General features: G+C 65.9%; 18 protein-coding genes and 1 pseudogene. 9 read left to right on the top strand and 10 right to left on the bottom strand.

The features are described 5' to 3' along the window. The first annotated feature begins 91 nt into the window (after positions 1-91). The 5 genes from ABIE58_RS15120 to ABIE58_RS15100 are packed head-to-tail and all read left to right on the top strand — an operon-like array spanning position 92 to position 5,707. A complete protein-coding gene (locus tag ABIE58_RS15120) occupies positions 92-913 on the top strand; it encodes a SapC family protein (protein ID WP_354545540.1) in 822 nt (273 codons plus the stop codon). Next, complete coding sequence (locus ABIE58_RS15115) at positions 910-2,235, top strand: TolC family protein (RefSeq protein ID WP_354545539.1); 1,326 nt, start codon at positions 910-912, stop codon at positions 2,233-2,235. The genes ABIE58_RS15120 and ABIE58_RS15115 overlap by 4 nt, the downstream gene beginning before the upstream one ends. Beyond that, positions 2,232-3,062 (top strand): ABC transporter transmembrane domain-containing protein, encoded by an 831-nt coding sequence (locus tag ABIE58_RS15110; RefSeq protein ID WP_354545538.1) that lies wholly within the window; start codon positions 2,232-2,234, stop codon positions 3,060-3,062. The genes ABIE58_RS15115 and ABIE58_RS15110 overlap by 4 nt, the downstream gene beginning before the upstream one ends. Further along, positions 2,998-4,407, top strand: a complete 1,410-nt coding sequence (locus ABIE58_RS15105; RefSeq protein WP_354545537.1) for an ATP-binding cassette domain-containing protein — start codon at positions 2,998-3,000, stop codon at positions 4,405-4,407. The genes ABIE58_RS15110 and ABIE58_RS15105 overlap by 65 nt, the downstream gene beginning before the upstream one ends. Beyond that, positions 4,397-5,707, top strand: a complete 1,311-nt coding sequence (locus ABIE58_RS15100) for an HlyD family type I secretion periplasmic adaptor subunit (RefSeq protein ID WP_354545536.1) — start codon at positions 4,397-4,399, stop codon at positions 5,705-5,707. The genes ABIE58_RS15105 and ABIE58_RS15100 overlap by 11 nt, the downstream gene beginning before the upstream one ends. 18 nt (positions 5,708-5,725) lie before the next feature. Here the strand turns inward: ABIE58_RS15100 and msrA are convergent, their stop codons facing one another. Further along, positions 5,726-6,256, bottom strand: a complete 531-nt coding sequence (gene msrA, locus ABIE58_RS15095; RefSeq protein WP_354545535.1) for a peptide-methionine (S)-S-oxide reductase MsrA — start codon at positions 6,254-6,256, stop codon at positions 5,726-5,728. Continuing rightward, positions 6,253-6,702 (bottom strand): peptide-methionine (R)-S-oxide reductase MsrB, encoded by a 450-nt coding sequence (msrB, locus tag ABIE58_RS15090; protein WP_354545534.1) that lies wholly within the window; start codon positions 6,700-6,702, stop codon positions 6,253-6,255. Before msrB ends, msrA begins: the two co-directional genes overlap by 4 nt. A 129-nt stretch (positions 6,703-6,831) precedes the next feature. On the opposite strand from msrB, the gene ABIE58_RS15085 reads away from it, so the two are divergent. Next, positions 6,832-7,599 (top strand): FCD domain-containing protein, encoded by a 768-nt coding sequence (locus ABIE58_RS15085; protein ID WP_354545533.1) that lies wholly within the window; start codon positions 6,832-6,834, stop codon positions 7,597-7,599. A 240-nt stretch (positions 7,600-7,839) separates the two neighbouring features. Beyond that, a complete protein-coding gene (locus tag ABIE58_RS15080) occupies positions 7,840-9,267 on the top strand; it encodes a D-alanyl-D-alanine carboxypeptidase family protein (protein WP_354545532.1) in 1,428 nt (475 codons plus the stop codon). Positions 9,268-9,273: 6 nt separating this feature from the next. Here ABIE58_RS15080 and ABIE58_RS15075 read toward each other — a convergent pair. The 5 genes and pseudogenes from ABIE58_RS15075 to ABIE58_RS15055 form a co-directional block, all read right to left on the bottom strand. Further along, positions 9,274-10,598: pseudogene (locus tag ABIE58_RS15075) on the bottom strand (NAD(P)/FAD-dependent oxidoreductase). Further along, positions 10,595-11,413, bottom strand: a complete 819-nt coding sequence (locus tag ABIE58_RS15070) for an ABC transporter permease (RefSeq protein WP_354545531.1) — start codon at positions 11,411-11,413, stop codon at positions 10,595-10,597. Before ABIE58_RS15070 ends, ABIE58_RS15075 begins: the two are co-directional and overlap by 4 nt. Next, positions 11,410-12,300, bottom strand: coding sequence for an ABC transporter permease subunit (locus ABIE58_RS15065; RefSeq protein ID WP_354545530.1), 891 nt, complete (start codon positions 12,298-12,300; stop codon positions 11,410-11,412). The genes ABIE58_RS15070 and ABIE58_RS15065 overlap by 4 nt, the downstream gene beginning before the upstream one ends. 4 nt (positions 12,301-12,304) lie before the next feature. Next, entirely contained in the window at positions 12,305-13,429 is a 1,125-nt protein-coding gene (locus tag ABIE58_RS15060) for an ABC transporter ATP-binding protein (protein ID WP_354545529.1), read from the bottom strand. Between the two features lie 64 nt (positions 13,430-13,493). Next, positions 13,494-14,588, bottom strand: coding sequence for a polyamine ABC transporter substrate-binding protein (locus ABIE58_RS15055; RefSeq protein ID WP_354545528.1), 1,095 nt, complete (start codon positions 14,586-14,588; stop codon positions 13,494-13,496). 145 nt (positions 14,589-14,733) lie between these two features. Here ABIE58_RS15055 and ABIE58_RS15050 point away from each other — a divergent pair, with 145 nt between their 5' ends. Beyond that, positions 14,734-15,429: a GntR family transcriptional regulator gene (locus ABIE58_RS15050; protein ID WP_354545527.1), complete on the top strand. Its 696-nt coding sequence runs from the start codon at positions 14,734-14,736 to the stop codon at positions 15,427-15,429. Positions 15,430-15,521: 92 nt separating this feature from the next. Beyond that, entirely contained in the window at positions 15,522-16,919 is a 1,398-nt protein-coding gene (locus ABIE58_RS15045) for an aspartate aminotransferase family protein (protein WP_354545526.1), read from the top strand. A 31-nt stretch (positions 16,920-16,950) separates the two neighbouring features. Here ABIE58_RS15045 and ABIE58_RS15040 read toward each other — a convergent pair whose 3' ends face one another. From ABIE58_RS15040 to ABIE58_RS15030, 3 genes are all read right to left on the bottom strand, one after another. Then, entirely contained in the window at positions 16,951-17,664 is a 714-nt protein-coding gene (locus ABIE58_RS15040; RefSeq protein ID WP_354545525.1) for a sulfotransferase family protein, read from the bottom strand. Next, positions 17,664-18,698, bottom strand: coding sequence for a succinylglutamate desuccinylase/aspartoacylase family protein (locus tag ABIE58_RS15035; RefSeq protein WP_354545524.1), 1,035 nt, complete (start codon positions 18,696-18,698; stop codon positions 17,664-17,666). Before ABIE58_RS15035 ends, ABIE58_RS15040 begins: the two co-directional genes overlap by 1 nt. A 127-nt stretch (positions 18,699-18,825) precedes the next feature. Next, entirely contained in the window at positions 18,826-19,770 is a 945-nt protein-coding gene (locus ABIE58_RS15030) for an L-threonylcarbamoyladenylate synthase (RefSeq protein WP_354545523.1), read from the bottom strand. Positions 19,771-19,817 lie beyond the last annotated feature (47 nt).

Here is a 19,817-nt window from a genome sequence, read left to right as displayed (position 1 = left end):
CGGGCCGGATTATCCACTCACCGGCCCGCCCTGGGTTTGCAATGCCCGGTCTTTGCGGATTAGTAAGAAACCGGGGGAATAATCGGCCATCATGAACGCGGGAACGCAAAACGGGCAGATCGCGATCAGCAAGGAGCGCCATGGGGGGCGGTTCTGGCGGCGCTTTGCGTCCTATGGCTTTGCCCGCGACCGCCACAGCGTGCCCATCGTTCTGGCCGAGCTTGAATCTGCGGCGAGCGCCTTTCCCATCGTGTTTCGCGCCACCGCAACCGGCACCGTGGAGCCGCATACGCTCTTGCACCTCAACGCGGGCGAGCCGTCACCGTTTGTCACCCCCGATGGCAAATGGCGCGGCACCTATGTGCCCTCGCTCCTGCGCGCGCATCCCTTTGCCGCCAGCCCGACCGGGGCGGGGGGCGAAATGGCGCTACTGGTGGACGAGGCGAGCGGCCTTGTCACCGACGATCCCCGCGACGAGCCGTTTTTCGACGACAGCGGCGCGCCCTCGGAGGCGCTTGGGCAGGTGATCGCGTTTTTCCGCACCCGCGCGCAATCGGAACTGGCGACGCAAACCGCCTGCGCCGCGTTGCAGGCGGCGGGGCTGTTGCGCGCGCTCGATCCCCTGCCTGGGATGGGCAAAAATGACGCTGCTGGCTGCCTTGCCATCGACATCAACGCGCTTGATGCGATAGACGACGCCGCCCTGCCCGGCCTGTGGCAGAGCGGGGCGCTGCGGCTTGCCCATGCGCATCGGGTGTCGCTCTTTCATGCCGGGTGGATGGCGCGGGCCCTGCGCGCCGGAGCGGATGCCACGCCGCGCGCACCCGGCCACACTGCGGCCCCGACCGCCGGGCTCTCGGGCTTTCTCGATGCGCTTGCCGATGCGCAGGATCACGAAAGGGGCACAAGGTGACCGCATATCCCAGGACAGTCATCGCGGCCATTCTCTGCCTCGCGCTCTCTGCCTGCGCCAAGCAGCCCGATCTCGCGCCGGTAGAGGCAAGCCTTGAGCCGGGCACGGCGGGGCTGGGCGCGAAACGGGTGCCCGATACGATCGCGCGCGGTGCGTTTGGCCAGCATATCGCCCGCGCGGTCATGGCCGATCCCTCGATCAGCCGCAGCGCCGCCGATATCCGCGCCGCCCGCGCCGACAAGCGCGCCGCCGATGGCGCCTATCGTCCCGATCTCAACGTCGGCGTGAGGGCACAGACCAATCTCGATAGCGACATAGACAGCAATGCCGGCCCGTTCGTGCGCGTCTCGCAGCTTGTCTATGATGGCGGGGCTGGGCGCTCGGATCAGACATCTGCCGAGGCGCGCGTGCTGCAAAGCCGCGCGCGACAGATCGAGACCGGCGCCCGCGTCACGCTCGAGGCGGTCGAGGCCTACAAGCGCCTGCTCTCCAACCGCAAGCTGCTCGCCATCGCCGAGGAAAACCTGCGCGTGCTGCGCGGCTTTGCCGATCAGATCGCGGAACGCGTGAGGCGCGGCGCGGGCTCTGCCGCCGACGATCTGACCGCGCAGAGCCGCGTCGCCGATGCCGAGACGCAGCGCGCCGACGCGCAAGCCCGGCTTGAACGGGCCGAGGCGTCCTTCCGCCGTCTCTTTGCCGAGATCCCGGCCAACCTGCCGCCGCCGGTCAAGGCCCCGCCCCTGCCCGCCGGCGAGGCCGACGTGCTCGACCAAAGCCCGCGCCTTCGCGAAGTTAATGCAAGGCTCAAGGCCGCCGAGGCCGATCTTCTGGCCGCCCGCGCACGCCGCCTGCCGGGGGTGGAACTGGGCGCGACCGGGCAGCAGGATTCGGGCGAAACCGATGTGGCGTTCGACATGTCGCTCAATTACAGCCTCGACACGAGGGGCGAACGCCGCGCCGCCATCGACGCCGCCGAGGCTCGGCTTGAGGCCGCACAGGCCGAGCGCGATACGCTGGCGCGCGAGGTGCGCGAATCGCTGGCCTTTGTGCGCACCGACCAGACGGCAGGCGAGGCGCGCGTCATCGCCGCCCGACAGGCCGTGGCCAGCAACGCCGCCAGCGTCAATGCCGCGCGCGAACAGTTCAGCATCGGCCGCCGCAGCATGGTCGATCTGCTGGATGCGCAGCGCGATTACGTGCGCGCCGAGGAAACGCTCATTCGCGCCGAGCTTGAGCGCTTCCTGACCGATTACGCCGCGCTTGCGCTGACCGGTGATATCCTCGACGTGTTCAACATCACCCTGCCCGAGGTGACGAAATGACCACGCCCGACACCGGCCCCCGCGTCGTGCCGCTCGACCGCGAGGCGCGCAGCCGCCCCGACGAGACATCGCCGCTCGAGGCGTGCCTGTTGCACGCCGCCGCCGCGCTTGACCGTCCGATGACGCTGGCCGCACTCCATGCCGTGCAAAGCTCTGATGCGACCGGCACGCTTGGCGTGCGCGAGGCGATCACGGCGGCAGAGCGCGCAGGGATGCAGGCGGCGTTCGGCGCGCGCAAATTGCGCGATTTCGACAGCACGCTCACCCCCGCGATCCTGTTGCTGGAGGGCGAGCGCGCGGTGGTCCTGCACAGCATGGGCAAGGACGGTCAATTGGCCGTTCACGATCCGCTTCTGGGCGAGGGCATTGGCGAGGTCGCCCGCGACGAGCTTGAAGCGCTTTACACCGGCTACGCGATCCTGCTGCGCCGCGAGCATCGCGAGGATATCCTCGCCACCTCCGAGGGGCGGCGCGGGCATTGGTTCTGGTCGGCGCTGGCCGCCAACCGCTGGTCTTATACGCAGGTGCTGCTGGCCGCCGTGCTGGCCAACTTTCTGGGTCTCACCACCTCGATCTTCATCATGGTGGTCTATGACCGCGTGCTGCCCAACGAGGCGACCGAATCGCTTATCGCGCTGACCATCGGCGTGGGCATCGCGCTGCTCTTTGATTTCCTGATCAAGAACCTGCGCGCCGGTTTCATCGACCGCGCCGGGCAGCGCGCCGACATGGTGATGGGGCGGCGCATTTTCGACCAGCTCCTTGATATGCAGATGCGCGCGCAAGGGGTCAACCGGCGCGCTGGCCAGCACCCTGCGCGAGTTTGAAACATTGCGCGATTTCTTCACCTCGGCGACGCTGGTGGCGTTGGTCGATCTGCCCTTCATCGTGCTGTTCATCGGGGTGATCTGGCTGATCGGCGGCCCGCTTGCGCTTGTGCCCGCCATCGCCGTGCCGCTGGTCCTGATCGTGGGCATTGCGGTGCAGCCGGTGCTGGCAAAGCTGGCCGAGCAGAGCTTCAAGGATGGGCAATCCAAACAGGGCGTGCTGGTGGAAACGGTCTCCGGGCTTGAGACCATCAAGGCCACCGGAGCCGCCCGCCGGATGCGCGCCCGCTGGGAAGACGCGATTTCGCGCCAATCCGAACATGGCACACGCGCGCGCGGTGTTACGCAACTGGCGATGAACGCCACCGCCTTTACCCAGCAGGTGGCACAGGTGATGATCGTGTTTTACGGCGTGTTCCTGATCACGGCGGGCGAGGCCAGCATGGGCGCGCTGATTGCCAGCGTGATCCTGACCGGTCGCGCGCTGGCCCCGCTGGCGCAACTGGCGCAGACGCTGACCCGGCTCAACCAGGCGCGCAGTTCCTACCGCAATCTGGATGCGCTGATGCGCGCCGACAGCGAACGCCCCGAGGGGCGGCACTGGATCAGCCGCCCGCGCCTTGACGGGCGCATCCGCTTTGACGATGTGCATTTCACCTATCCCGACCAGATGACCGCCGCCCTGAAAGGCGTGAGCTTCACCATCCAGCCCGGCGAAAAGGTGGCGATCCTTGGCCGGATCGGATCGGGCAAAAGCACGGTCGCGCGGCTTCTTCTGGGGCTTTATGCGCCCGACAAGGGCGCGGTTCTGGTCGATGATACGGATATCCGCCAGATTGATCCCGGCGATCTGCGGCGCAATATCGGGTCGGTCCTGCAGGATGTGTGGCTCTTTTCCGGCACGGTGCGCGAGAATATCGCCATCGGCGCGCGCCGCCCGCGCGATGCCGATATCCTCGAGGCCGCGCGTATCGCGGGGGTTGAGGAGTTCGTGGCCAAGCACCCATCGGGCTATGACCTGATGCTCGCGGAACGCGGCGATGGGCTTTCGGGCGGTCAGAAACAGGCGATCACGCTGGCCCGCGCGCTGGTGGGGCAACCGCCCGTTCTGTTGCTGGACGAGCCGACCAGCGCGATGGATGTGCAGAACGAGCGCGACGTGATCGCCCGCCTCAAGACCGAGGCGCAGGGGCGCACCCTCATCGTCATTACCCACCGCACCAGCCTGCTGGATCTGGTCGACCGGGTCATCGTGATCGAGGACGGGCGCGTTGGCATGGATGGCGACAAGTCGATCCTTGCGCGCGCGACAAGGCAGGCCGGAGGGGGCAAGGATGGCGCGTGACCACGATCTTGACCGGCTGGCACGCGAGATGCGCGGACGCTCGGCGCTGCGCGGCTCGATCCTGCTGTTCACCATTCTCGCCTTTATGCTCATCGCCGTGATCTGGGCCGCCAATACCGAGATCGATGACGTGACCCGCGCCGAGGGGCGCATCGTGCCCTCGGCCTCGGTACAGGTGATCGAGGCGGCGGAGCCCGGCGTGTTGCAATCGCTACATGTCAAGGAGGGGCAGGTTGTCGAGAAGGGCGATCTGCTGATGGAACTCGATGGCACCATGCTCGACAGCCAGCTCGATCAGGAACAGCAGCGCGCCTATGGCCTGATGGCCCGGATCGAGCGGTTGCAGGCGGAAATCGACGGCACCGATCTGGCGTTCAGCCCCGACCTGGTGGCGCGCGCCGCAGATGTGGTGAAATCCGAAACCGCGCTTTATCGCGGGCGGCAGGCGGAATTGCAGGCCGAGATCGACATTCTCGAACGCCAGCGCCTGCAACGGCGGCAGGAATACGAGGAGGGGCTGGTGGATCGCCAGACGGCGCAGGAAACCCTCGCCGTTCTGACCGAGGAACGCGACATGATGGAGCCGCTGGTCGAGCGCGGGATGGAGCCTGCGACCACGCTTCTGACGCTGCGCCGGTCCGAGGCCGAATGGCGCGGTCGCGAGGTGCGCGCGCGCGCCTCGCTCACCCGGCTGAAATCGGCGCTCGACGAGATCGACGACCGCATCGCCGCGCAACGCAGCCGCTTTCGCAGCGCCGCGCTGACCGATCTGGCCACCGCCACGGCGGAACTGGCCGCGCTGAAACCGGCCCTGCCCGCGCTTCAGAACCGCGCCGCGCGCTCGCGGCTTTACGCGCCGGTGCGCGGCATCGTCAACCGCATCCACAAGCCCACGCTGGGCGCGATGGCGCGCCCCGGCGAAGAGCTGATAGAGATCGTGCCGCTGGATGATACCCTGCTGGTCGAGGCTTATGTCCGCCCCGATGACATCGCCTTTCTCTATCCCGGCCAGCCCGCCAAGGTAACGATCACCGCCTATGATTCGTCGCGCTACGGCAACCTGTCGGGCGAGATCGTGCGCATCGGCGCAGACACGATCACCCGCACCGAGCGCAGCGAAGAGGAGGTCTTCGTCGTGGAAATCCGCACCACGGAAACCTTTCTCGATGCCGATGGCGTCAAGGTCGAGATCATGCCCGGCATGGTCGCGCAGGCCGATATCCTCGCCGGGCGCAAAACCGTGCTCGATTACATCCTGCGCCCCGTCATCCGCGTCAAGGACCGCGCCCTGCGCGACTGACCGGCGCGCGGCCTAGGCTCAGGCCAGCGATTCGGGGTCGGATGCCTGCGCGCTGGTCTTGCGCGGCAGCACCCAATCGGGCCGGGGAAAATGGCAGGTATAGCCACCGGGAAAGCGCGCGAGGTAGTCCTGATGCTCGGGTTCGGCCTCCCAGAAATCGCCCACAGGCTCGACCTCGGTCACCACGCGACCGGGCCAGAGGCCCGACGCCTCGACATCGGCAATGGTGTGCAGCGCCTCTTCGCGTTGCGCGTCAGAGCAATAAAAGATCGCCGAGCGATAGCTCAGGCCGACATCGTTGCCCTGCCGGTTGGGCGTCGTGGGATCGTGGATCTGAAAGAACAGCTCCAGTACTTCCCGAAAGCTGATGCGCGCGGGATCGAATATGATCTCGATCGCCTCGGCATGGGTGCCGTGGTTGCGATAGGTGGCATTGGGCACGTCACCGCCGCTATAGCCCACCCGCGTCGAGATCACCCCGGCGCGTTTGCGGATCAGATCCTGCATCCCCCAGAAACAGCCGCCTGCCAGAACCGCACGTTCGCTCATGTCACATCCTCCACCTGGTCGAGATAGTCGCCATAGCCCTCGGCCTCCATGTCATCGCGATGGATGAATCGCAGGCTGGCCGAGTTGATGCAATAGCGCAGGCCCCCCCGGTCGCGCGGCCCGTCGGGAAAGACGTGGCCAAGATGGCTGTCGCCGTGGGTGCTGCGCACCTCGGTGCGGATCATGCCAAGCGAGGCGTCGCGCAATTCGGTGACATGGGCGGGCACGATGGGCTTGGTAAAGCTGGGCCAGCCGCAGCCTGCATCGAACTTGTCGGCGCTGGCGAAAAGCGGCTCGCCCGAGACAATATCGACGTAGATCCCCGGCTCTGTATTGTGCAGATACGCGCCGGTGCCGGGCCGTTCGGTGCCGTTCTGCTGGGTGACGCGGTATTGCTCGGGATCGAGTGCTGCGATGCGGTCGGGGTCCTTGCGGTAGGGGGTCATGGCACGTTCCATCCTGTTTCGCGCCATTAAATGGGGCAGGCGCGGCGAAAAGCAAAGGGGGCGGTCACGCCACTTGCCGCAATGCACGGGCGGTCATATGATCTTACCACCTTATCAAAGGCCCCCGCCATGCCATTCGAGAAAGTGACCCCGGAAAAGCTGTCTTGCGCTGTGACTCGGCAGATAGAAAAGCTGATCCTGCGCGGCATCCTGCGCCCCGGAGAGCGCCTGCCCGCCGAGCGCGAGCTTGCCGACAAGCTTGGCGTGTCGCGCCCGTCGCTGCGCGAGGCGGTGGCGGACCTTCAGGACAAGGGGCTTTTGACCGCGCGGGCCGGGGCGGGCATTTATGTCGCCGATGTGCTGGGCAGCGCGTTCTCGCCCGGTCTGATCCGGCTTTTCGCGGAACATGACGAGGCGGTGTTCGACTATATCAGGTTCCGCCGCGATCTCGAGGGGCTGGCGGCGTGCCGGGCGGCGCGGCTGGCCTCGGATACCGATCTGCGCGTCATCCAGACGGTGATGGACAAGATGGAAGCCGCCCATAAAAAGACCAACCCGGCAGACGAGGCGCGCCTTGATGCCGAGTTTCACATGGCGATCATCGAGGCGAGCCATAATGTCATCATGCTGCACATGATGCGCTCGATGTTCCAGCTCTTGCGCGAGGGCGTGTTCTACAACCGTCAGGTCATGTTCAAGCAGCGCACCACGCGCGGCGCCCTGCTCGACCAGCACCGCCGAATCAACGCAGCCATCCAGGCCCGCGATGCGCAGGCCGCGCGCGCCGCCATTGAGGCGCATCTCGACTATGTTGGGAAATCGCTCTCGGACCAACAAAAGGCCGAGCGCAACGAGATGATCGCACGCCAGCGTTTCGAGCACGAGCAATCGCGGTAGAGCGCGCGCGCACGACATCGTGACAGGCGCGCCGTGATGCGGTTCGGCCCGCCTATCCCTTCATCTTGGGACGCGGGCAACGCCTGCCTACCACATGTTGCCGAAAAGCACCCTCAAAACCAAAATTCTCCAATTAAATTCGTGCTTTATGAGGTATAATTAATGTGGTATGATTTAATTAATATGAGCGGCACCAACCGTCGCCACGAGGCAGAAACAGACAAGAAAAAGAGCGGGACCATGAAAACATGGGGCAGGCAGCCCTTGCTATGGGGCCTCATTGCGCTGGCGACGGTGTGGATGCTGGTGATCGTGCCGCTGAGCGCGGCGGCGGCCCCCTATGCGGGCTATGTCATCGACGCGCGCAACGGCAAGGTGATCTATTCCGAGAATGCCAACACGCGGCTTCACCCGGCCTCGCTTACCAAGATGATGACGCTCTATATCGTCTTCGAGGCGGTGGAGAACGGCGAAATCGGGCTTGACGACATGGTGACGATCTCACGCCATGCCGCCGCCGAGCCGCCAAGCAAGCTTGGCCTGCGCCCCGGCCAGAAAATCCGCCTGCGCTATCTCATCCGCGCTGCGGCCGTGCGCTCTGCCAATGATGCGGCCACGGCCCTTGCCGAGGCGATCGAAGGGTCAGTGCCGCGCTTTGCCCGCCGCATGAACCGCACCGCCAAGGCGATGGGGATGACGCGCACCACCTTCAAAAACGCGCATGGCCTGACCGAGAGCGGGCACCTCTCGACCGCGCATGACATGACCATTCTCGGGCGGCACGTGTTCTACGACTATCCCGATTATTACAACCTCTTCTCGCGCATTTCCGCCGATGCAGGCATGAAGACGGTGTATCACACCAACCGCAAGATGCTGAGCCGCTATCGCGGGGCCGATGGGATCAAGACCGGCTATACCCGCGCGGCGGGCTTCAACCTCGTCGCCAGCGCCGAACGGGGCGGCGTGCGGATCATCGCCACGGTCTTTGGCGGCAAATCCACCGCCTCGCGAAATGCACAAGTGGCCAAGCTGCTCGATCTCGGCTTTCGCAAGGCAGATCGCCGGGTTGCCGTGGCCCGGCCGCAGCGCCCGCCCTATCTCGGCAAGCTCGATCATGCGCCGGTGGCCATCGCCGCAGGCGAGGCGCGCCCGACCTATGCCGCGAAAACCGTCCGGCTTGCCACCGCCGCCGCCGTGCGCAAGAGCCTGCGCCCCAAGCCCCGGCCCGGCACTGCCCTCGATCCGGCGGCCCCCTTGCGCCTCGCAGCCACGGATGATGCGCCAAAAACCGCGCCGGAGGAGGACATTGCCGCGCTCCGCCCCGAGGCCCGCCCCGAGGATGCCGCAGGCTCTGTTGCCGGGGTGCAAATGGCCGAGGCAGAGGAGGGGACACTGCCCGAGGTGGTCAGCCGCGTATCCACCTCGGACGGGCGTCACTGGGGGGTGAACGTGGGCCGATACCCCAGCCAATACAAGGCACGGCAAGTGCTGTTGCAGACCGCGCTCTCGGAAATGTCCACCCTCGACGGCAGCCTGCGCAAGGTGGTGCGCCGCCCCACCGGGTTTGACGCGAATTTCATGGGCATGACGCGCGAGACCGCCGATACCGCCTGCCGCCGCCTTCAGGCGCGCAAGATCACCTGTTTCATGATCGGGCCAAGCTGACGCGCGTCAATCGCCGCGCAAGCAGGCCCATGCATAGGGCGGCCACATCATCGCCCGCCGAAACCGTCCCAGCGGCCAGCGCCGGGGCGGCTTTTGCATGATCTGCGGATAGCGGGGGCGGGGCGTGCGATCCATCGCCAGATCGGCAAGGATCGCGCCTGAATGGCTCGCCATCGCCACGCCATTGCCGTGATAGCTCAGCGCCGCAAAGGCCCCCGGCATCTCGGGGATCGGACCGGCATATGGGGTGAGGTCGGGTGCGAGCGACAGAAGCCCATTCCAGCTATGCGGCGTCTCGACATCGGCCCATGCCGGGAACATCGCCGCGAAATGCCGCTTTATCGTGCGGTGCATCCGTGCATCGAACCGCGCCGAGGAAAACAGCCCCCCGCGCATCCCGAACAGCATCCGGTTATCGGGCATGAGCCGGAAATAATGCAGGAAAAACCGGTCGTCATAGCACATCTGCCGCGTGGTCCAGCCTTGGGAAGCCAATTCATCCCCGGTCATCGGGCGGGTGACGATGACGTTGGATTGCGTCGGCAGATAGCGCGCGCGCAGCCAGTCCGGCAGATCGTCCGAGGAATAGCCGTTGGTCGCCACGATCAGGCGGCGCGCGGTGATGTGGGCCTTGGGCGTGCTGAGGTGAAACGCCCCGCCCCGCCGGATCGCGGTCACGGGGGACTGCGCATAGAGCCGTGCGCCCGCCCGCCTTGCCGCACCGGCCAGCCCGAGCGCGTATTTCAACGGGTTGAGGGCAAAGCCGATGGGCGTGGTGAGCGCGGCATGGAACGGGCCGCGCATCCCCGCCTGCGCCAGCCCCTCGCGCGCGACAAGCGTCGGCGTGACGCCATAATCGGCCTCGATCCGGGCCGCCCGCGCGGCAAAACCGGCGGCGGCACGGGCGCTATGCGCGAGCAGGGTTTCGCCCTCCGAATGGGTATCGGCCTCGATACCGTGGCGCGCGATCAGATCGCGAACGGTCTCGACCGCCGCTTTTTCCGTGGCATGCCAGTCGCGACGCGCCGCCTCGCCATGAGACCGCCGCAGCATCGCATCCGAGGCCGCCGAGCCACCCAGACAGCAAAACCCGCCATTACGCCCCGACGCCCCCAGCCGGGGCTTTCCGCCTCGAACACGCACACATCCTGCCCCGCCTCCGCAAGATGCAGCGCCGCCGACAGCCCGGTAAATCCTGCCCCGATTACCGCCACATCGCAGGTGATCGCCCCTTGGGCCACCGGATCATCACCGGCGGCCACGGTCGCGGCCCAGAAACAGGCGGCGCGCGGCCCCGGCCCATAGGCATGGGCGGGAAAGACGCGGCTCATGTCTGTTGCGCCGCAGCCCGCTCATCGGCCTGTTGGCGCAGGCTGGCGCGCTTGGTGATCAGCGAGGCGGTGATGACCCCTGCCGCCACGATCCCGATCATGATGGTCGAGAGTGCGTTGATCTCGGGCGAGACGCCAAGCCGGATCGACGACCATATCTTGATCGGCAGCGTGGTGGCCGATGGCCCGGCGGTAAACGACGCAATCACCAGATCATCAAGCGACAGCGTGAACGCCAGAAGCCAGCCGGAAATCACCGCAGGCGCGATGATCGGCAGGGTGACAAGGCGGAACGCATCGAAAGCCGAACACCCCAGATCAAGCGCCGCCTCTTCCAGCGATTGATCGAATGTCATTAGCCGCGACGACACCACCACGGCGACAAAGGCCATCGAAAACGTAGTATGCGCGAGGATGATCGTGAGAATGCCCCGATCCAGCCCGATCCCGATGAAAAGCAACAGGAGCGACAGGCCGGTTATGACCTCGGGCATGACCAGCGGCGCGTAGATCATGCCGGAAAATAGCGTGCGCCCCGGAAACCGCCCCACCCGCACCAGAACCAGCGCCGCCATCGTGCCCAGCACCGTGGCGATGGTCGAGGACACTACCGCCACCTTGAGCGTGACCAGTGCCGCCCCCAGAAACGCCTCGTTCTGGAGGAGCGTGCCATACCATTTCGTCGAGAACCCGGCCCAGACCGTCACCAGCTTGGACTCGTTGAAGCTGTAGACGATGAGGATCAGCATCGGCAGGTAGAGAAAGGCAAAGCCAAGCGTGAGCGAGGTGGCGTTGAACCATGTCAGCCGTCTCATCCCTCGGTCTCCCGCTGCTTTTGCTGGTTCATCTGGAAAAGCACGATGGGCACGATCAAAATGAGCAGCAGCACCACCGCCACGGCGCTTGCCACCGGCCAGTCGCGGTTGTTGAAGAACTCCTCCCACAGCACCTTGCCGATCATCAGTGTTTGCGAGCCGCCCAGGAGCGAGGGGATGACGAATTCGCCGATCACCGGGATGAAGACCAGAAAACACCCCGCGATGATGCCGTTTTTCGACAAGGGCACCGTCACCAGCCAGAAGGCCGAGAGGCGCGAGCAACCCAGATCCTCGGCCGCCTCCAGTAGCGAGCCATCCATCCGCTCCAGCGCCGAATAGATCGGCAGGATCATGAAGGGCAGGTAGGTGTAGACGATGCCGATATAGACCGCCGTGGGCGTGTTCAGGATGTCGAGCGGCGTGGAAATCGCCCCTAACCAGAGCAGAAGCTGGTTGAGATAGCCCTCGGTGGAGAGGATGCCCATCCACGAATAGACCCGGATCAGGAACGAGGTCCAGAACGGCAGGATCACCAGCATCATCAGCGTGGGCCGCCAGTGATCGGGCGCGTTGGCCATGCCATAGGCGATGGGATAGCCCACCAGAAGCGTTATCACCGTCGAGATGAGCGCGATCTGAAGCGAGGAGAGATAGGCCTTCCAGTAAAGATCATCGGTGGTCAGAAAGGCGAAATTCTCGAAATCGAGCGCGGCGAAGAACGCCCTCAGCCCCGCCCAGCCGGCAGCGGGATCGAGCGTCGGGATATAGGGCGGGATCGCCATTGTCGGGTCCGACAGCGATATCTTGAGCACGATGCCGAAGGGGATGAGAAACAGCGCCAGAAGCCAAGCATAGGGCAGCGCGATAAGGGCGAAACGGCGCATCCCCCTACCCTTTCAGCATCACGGCGGCGGTGTCGGACCACGACAGCCACACGGTGTCTTCCCAGGTGAAATCGCGGCGCGACAGGCGGCGGGTATTGGCGGTCTGCGCCTTGACCATCCGACCGCCCGCGATCTCGACATGATAGGTCGAGAGATTGCCGAGATAGGCGATGTCGATGATCTTTCCCTGAACCGCGTTGCGCCTGTCCGAGGGCTTTTCGGCGCTGATCGCCACCTTTTCAGGGCGCAGCGCGATGTGGCAGGCCTCGCCATTGTCGAAATGCGTCTCTGATTCGGCATGGAGCGGGGCCACGCCTTCGGCATAGGCGATCTCATAGCCCGCGCCGGATTTGCGCGCCGTGCCGCTGATGATCGTCACCTCACCGATGAAATCGGCGACATAGACGGAATTCGGTTCCTCGTAGATGCGCGCGGGCGTGTCGGCCTGGATGATGCGGCCATTGTCCATCACCGCGACGCGGCTGGCCACGGTCATCGCCTCTTCCTGATCGTGGGTGACGATGACAAATGTGGTGCCGGTGGTTTCCTGAATATCCATAAGCTCGAACTGCGTGGCGGTGCGCAGCTTGGCATCAAGCGCGCCCAGCGGCTCATCCAGCAACAAGAGTTTCGGCGCCTTGGCAAGGCTGCGCGCAAGCGCCACGCGCTGCCGCTGGCCGCCGGAAATCTGGTGCGGCTTGCGGCGGGCGAATTGTGTGAGCCTTGTGAGCTTGAGCATCTCCTCGACGCGCGCGGCGATCTCGTCGCGGGATTTGCCGTCACGCCTGAGGCCAAAGGCGATATTGTCCCACACCGACAGATGCGGGAAGAGCGCGTAGGACTGGAACATCATGTTCACCGCGCGCTTGTTGGGCGGAATCGGCGCGATGTCCTGCCCGCCGAGCAGGATCGTGCCCTCGGTAGGGGCCTCGAACCCCGCAAGCATCCGCATCATCGTGGTCTTGCCGCAGCCCGACGGCCCGAGCAGGGCAAAGAATTCGCGCTCGTAGATGTCGAATGTCTGGTTGTCGATGGCGGTGAAATCACCGAACCGCTTGGTCACGCCCTTGAACTCGATGAGCGGCTTGGCCTCTGGATCGGTCCAAGGCTCGAAAACGGTCTGCCCCATTATGCCCCCGGCTTGCTGAAGGGAAAGGAGGCCCGCACCGGCAAGGGCGCGGGCCGGTCCGTGCTCAGATGCCGGATTTGACCTTGGTCCACAGGCGCGTGACCACCCGTTGTGTGCGCATGTCATAGGGCTTCTTGATATAGGTGTTGTCGAGCGCCTCCGCCGAAGGGTAGATCGCCGGATCGGTGATCACGTCTTCGTTGAGAAACTCCTGGCTCGCCTTGTTGCCATTGGCGTAATAGACGTAATTCGACGCCTTCGCCATGTTCTGCGCATCCATGATGAAGTTGAGGAAGGTATGCGCACCCTCGGGGTTCGGGGCATCGGTGGGAATGGCCATCATGTCAAACCACATCACGGCCCCCTCTTTCGGCGCATTATAGGCGATCTCGACGCCGTTATCCGCCTCGGCAGCGCGGTCGCGCGCCTGCAACACGTCGCCCGACCAGCCGATCGCCACGCAGATATCGCCATTGGCCAGCGCGTTGATATATTCGCTGCTGTGGAATTTCTGCACATAGGGGCGCACGGACATGAGCAACTCGCCCGCGGCCTCAAGCTCCCCCGCATCGGTGCTGTTGGGATCATGGCCGAGATAGGTCAGCGCGGCGGGGATCACCTCGTCCGGCGCGTCGAGGAAATGCACACCGCATTCGGCCAGCTTCTTCATGTTCTCCGGCTCGAAGATCAGCGCAAGGCTGTCGATGGGCGCATCCGGGCCGAGAGCCTCTTCGACCTTGCCGGTATTCACGCCAAGCCCGGTGGTGCCCCACATGTAATTGATGGCGTAATCACTGATCGGCACGTCAGAGCCATAGCCCTCGAGCCGGTCCTTGATCACGTCCCAGAGGTTATCGGCATTGGGCAGCTTGTCATAATCGAGCTTCTGGAATGCTCCGGCCTGGATTTGCCGCAGCAGGAAGCTGCCCGTGGGCACCACAACGTCATAGCCCGAGCCGCCCGCCAGCATCTTGGTCTCCAGCATCTCGTTGCTGTCGAACACGTCATAGGTGAGATCGAGGCCGGTCTCTTCCTCGAATTGGCCGATCAGGTCCTCGTCGATATAGTCGGACCAGTTATAGACGCGCACCTCCTGCGCCGAGGCGGCAAAGCCGGTGAGCGCGAGCGCGGCGGCGGTGGTCATCATGAGACGTTTCATAGGTCACTCCCGTTGGTTCGGCACGTTATCTGCCATTACGCAGATTTGATCAAAAAATCCCGCGCCTGGCAATATGGTAATGTTTTCACGCAGCCGCTAAACTCGCAAGGATGGAGTTGATCCGCGGATCGGAGAGGACACCGTGATGGAAAAAGCCGCACGGAAAACGGGCAACGACGCGGCCCCTGTCATGCGCCTTCCGGCGCATGAGACGATCTATCGCGAGTTGCGCGCGCTGGTGCTGTTCGGCGATCTGGCACCGGGTCAGGCGGTGACCATTCAGGGGTTGTGCGACCGGCTGGGCGCAGGCATGACGCCGGTGCGCGAGGCGCTGCGGCGGCTCATCGCCGAGGGGGCGCTGGAGTTTCAGGGCAACAGGCGGGTCTCTGTGCCGCTGCTCGATGCCGGGAATATCGGGGAATTGATCTATGCGCGTCAATGGCTTGATCCCTATCTGGCCGGTCGCGCGACAGCGCGCGCCACGGCCGAGGATTTGGCCCGCCTGACCGCGATCGATGACGATCTCGACGCCGCCATCTTGCGCGGCGACATGCGCGGCTATCTCGAACTCAACTACCGCTTTCACCGCACGCTCTATGAATTGGCGGCGGCCCCGATCCTTGCGGATGTGGCCGATGGGCTGTGGCTGCGCTTTGGCCCGTCGCTGCGTGTGGTCTGCGGGCGGGTCGGCACCGAGGGGCTGCCCGACCGGCACAAGGACCTGCTCGACGCGATGCGCGCGGGTGATGCCGGGGCCGCCGCCACGGCGATCCGCGCCGATGTGGTGCAGGGAATGGAGCAGGTGCGCCAATCGCTGTCACGACAGCCGCGCGGCGACTGATTCGATTGACAGCGAACAATTTGATCATATTCTGAACATGACGCGCCCCGAGGGGCCGCGCCCTGATTCCCCCGTGCCGAGAAGGGACCGCCATGACCGCGATCACAAACCACCTGCCCACCGCCGAGCTTCAGGCGCTCGACGCCGCCCATCACATGCACCCGTTCACCCACGGCGATGCGATAAACGAAAAGGGCGCGCGCATCATCACCCGCGCGCGCGGCGTGACGCTCACCGACAGCGACGGCAACGAGATCCTCGACGCGATGGCGGGGCTATGGTGCGTCAACCTCGGCTATGGGCGCGACGAACTGGCCGAGGCGGCGGCGCGGCAAATGCGCGAATTGCCGTTCTACAACACGTTCTTCCAGACCAGCCATGTGCCCGCTATCGCGCTGGCAAGCCGTCTGGCGGAACTGGCCCCCGGCGATCTCAACCATGTCTTCTATGCCGGGTCGGGATCAGAGGCGAACGACACCAATATCCGCATGGTGCGCACCTATTGGGCCGAGATGGGAGAGCCGGAACGCAAGATCATCATCGCGCGCAAGAACGGCTATCACGGCTCGTCGATGGGCAGCGCCTCGCTGGGCGGCATGTCGGGGATGCACGCGCAGGGCGGGATGCCGATCCCCGATATCCACCATATCGACCAGCCGCACTGGTATGCCGAGGGCGGCGATAGCGACCCCGAGGCCTTCGGCCTCGCCCGCGCGCGGCAACTGGAGGAAAAGATCGAGGAGCTTGGCCCCCACCGCATCGCCGCCTTTATCGGCGAGCCGGTGCAGGGCGCGGGCGGCGTGATCATCCCGCCCGACAGCTATTGGCCGGAAATCCAGCGGATTTGCGACAAATACGGCATCCTTTTGATCGCCGACGAGGTGATTTGTGGCTTCGGGCGCACCGGCAACTGGTTCGGCAGCCAGACCATGGGCATCCGCCCCGACATCATGACCATCGCCAAGGGCCTCTCATCGGGCTATGCGCCCATCGGCGGCTCGATCGTGAATGACCGCGTGGCCAAGGTCATCAACGGCTGCGAGTTCAACCACGGCTATACCTATTCGGGGCATCCGGTGTCTTGCGCCGTGGCGCTGGAGAACCTGCGCATCCTCGACGAGGAAGGGATCGTTGCCCGCGTGGCCGCGCAAACCGGGCCATATCTGAAAGAGAAATGGGAGGCCCTCGCCGCGCATCCGCTGGTGGGCGAGGCGCGGATCATCGGCATGATGGGCTCCATCGCGCTCACGCCCGACAAGGCCAGCCGCGCGAAATTCGCCTCGGACCCCGGCACCGTCGGCTATATCTGCCGCGAGCGGTGTTTCGCCAACAACCTGGTGATGCGCCATGTCGGGGATCGCATGATCATCTCGCCGCCGCTGGTGATTTCAGAGGGTGAGATCGACACCCTGATCGAACGGGCATGGCGCTCGCTCGACGAGGCCGAACGCCAGGTGCGCGCCGAGGGGCTGATGCAGGCGGCGGCGTAACGACGCGACCAGCAGCACCCGCACGAAACGCCTATTCCAGCACCCGGACGCTGTCGCGGGCGCGGGCGAGCGCGGATTGCCGGTCGCCGTGCAGGTGCGAGACGAGCACGCCGCGCGCGGCCTCTTCGCCGAGGCCCAGCGCATCGAGCGCCGCCTCGATATTGGCGGCGCTCTCGGCCAGGCGAGGGCGCTGGCCCGCGTTGTGATGGCTGCCGCCCTCCGGCTCGGGACGGCCAAGGCCGAAATGATCGGCCACCGCCGGAAGCGCGCCGGGGGCCTCGATATTCACCGCCATGAAATCGCGCCGTCCCTCGAAATGCGTCAGCACCCAGGCGAACCAGTCGGCGCGGCGATGCGCCTCGTTGATGAAGTTCTGCACGCTGAACACCTTCTGATGATGTGCGGCGATGCTGGTGAGGTATCCGCGCAGCGGCCGGAAATTGAGAATGAACCGGGCATTGGGATAGGTGCGGTCATAGGCCGCCACGGGCCGCACCTGCCCGAAATCGGAAAACGCGTCAAAGCGACCGGTCTGCCAGTCTTTTGAGTCGTGAAAGCTGCGCAGCCCGTTGGCCTCGAACAGCCGGTGCAACGAGGTGGTGCCACAGCGCGGGTGGCCGATCACGAAATACCGGGCCGCCTGCCGGTCGCCCTTCGGGGTGACCACGAAATGAAGCTGCATCCGCGCGCGGATCACGGCAAAGGCCAGATCGTTGAGATCGGTGGTGCGCCGCGCCGCAGCCATCAGATGATTTCATCCTCGTCAAAGAGCGCGCCCACATCGAGATGGGCGCTGATGCCTTCGGCCTCGGCTTCGGCGCGTGGGGTCTCGGCGATGTGAAAGAGCGCGTCGCCCTCGTAGACCACGGGCAGGTTGGTGCGCCCGATCACGATACCGGTATGCTCGGCGATGATCTCGCTCTCGATATCGCCAAAGGCATTGGCCACCGCGCCCAGCACGGTGCCCGGTGCCACCGCATCCCCAAGCCCGACAAAGCCGCGAAACAGCCCGCCGCGCGGCGCGCGATACCATGACGAGGCGCGCGCGCGCATCGGGCGCGCCCGGCTGCGCGGCACGCCCTTGGCCCCGATCATGCCAAGGCGGTGCATCACCCGTAACGTGCCCGCCACCCCGGCGCGCGCCGCCGCCTCGTCAAAGCGCAGCCCCTCGCCGCCCTCGTAGAGCAGCACATCGACGCCCGCCTCCTCGGCGGCCATGCGCAGCGAGCCGTCGCGCAGCTTGGAATCCATCATCACCGGCGCGCCGAACGCCGCCCCGAGATCGGCGAGCCGGTCATTGTCGGGGGTGAGGCGGATCTGCGGCAGGTTGCTGCGATGGATCGCCGCCGAATGCAGGTCGATGCCTACATCCGACCGGCGCACCACCTCCTCCATGAAGATATGCGCAAGCTGCGACGCCATCGACCCCGATGGCAAGCCGGGAAACACGCGGTTGAGATCGCGCCGGTCGGGCAAATAGCGCGAATGGTTGAGAAACCCGAAGGTGTTGACAATGGGCACCGCCAGCAGCGTGCCTGCCACCGACTGCAACGGCGTGGCCCGCAACACGCGGCGCACGATCTCGACGCCGATCACCTCGTCACCGTGGATCGCCGCCGAGAGAAACAGCACCGGCCCGTTGCGCCGCCCGTGGATCACCTCGACCGAGAGATGAACGGGGGTGTGATTGGAAAGCTGACTTACGGGTATATCGACGCGGGCACGGGTGCCGGGGACAACCCGCGTGCCGCCGATCTCGAATGGGGTGCGTTTCGCCATGTGCCGCCTTTCCCTGCCTGCCAGAGGATTAGGCAATCGCGGCGCGGCTGTCCATGCCGGGGGGCGGGGTGTGGCCTGTTGCCGCCGTCCGCCCCTGCCCCCGCGCGCGCAACAAGGCGCGCGCGGCTCAGCGATCCGCCGCCGCGCGCCGCAACCGGTCGTTGATCGCGCGGCCCAGCCCGCGCTCGGGCACCGGGGCCACGGCGATCGCCTCGGCCCCGCCCTCATCAAGCGCGTGCAGATGGTGAAAGAGGGTCGCCGCCGCCTCCACCAGGTCGCCCGTCTCCGACAGGTTGAGATCGCCCGCCACCGCACCAAAGCCCAGCATCGCCTCGCCCGGCCGCCGCTCGGTCGCCTCCAGCCGCACCCGCGCCCCCGGCGCGTAATGCGATGCCAACTGCCCCGGCGCGCTCACCGCCCCGCCGCCCTCATGCAGGGCCACCGGGCGGCCCAGCGCCGCCTCCAGCGCCTCCACCGGCACGCCACCGGGGCGCAGCAGCACCGGCGCGCCCTTGAGCCCCAGGATGGTGGATTCCACCCCCACCGGGCAGGCCCCGCCATCGACCACCGCCGCGATCCGACCCGAAAGCCCGGCCAGCACATGGCCCGCCTGCGTCGGGCTGATCCGCCCCGAGGGATTGGCCGAGGGCGCCGCCACCGGCCCGCCGAACGCCGCCAGAAGCGCGCGCGCCACCGGATGCGCGGGCACCCGCACCGCCAGGGTATCAAGCCCCGCCGTCACCAACGGCGAAATCCCCGCGCCCGCGCGCAGCGGCAGCACCAGCGTCAGCGGGCCGGGCCAGAAGGCGCTTGCCACGATCTCTGCCGCATCCGGCCACTCCACCAGCGCGCGCGCCTGCGCCGCGTCCGCCACGTGCACGATCAGCGGGTTGAACCGGGGCCGCCCCTTGGCCTCGAATATCGCGGCCACCGCGCGCCCGTCGCGCGCATCCGCGCCAAGGCCATAGACCGTCTCGGTCGGAAACGCGACAAGGCCCCCCGCCCGCCAGATCGCGGCCGCGCGCGCGATCCCGCCATCATCGGCTTGCAAAGTTTCGGTTGCATTTGGCATTTATGGTCCCTGACGCGGCGTTTGGCTTGCGGCTTCGGTGCCACCGG

It is taken from the genome of Roseovarius sp. MBR-78, from assembly GCF_040547535.1.
Taxonomy (GTDB): Bacteria; Pseudomonadota; Alphaproteobacteria; order Rhodobacterales; family Rhodobacteraceae; genus Roseovarius.
Note: the sequence above shows the minus strand (reverse complement) of the source record. Positions and strands in the feature narration are given on the sequence as shown.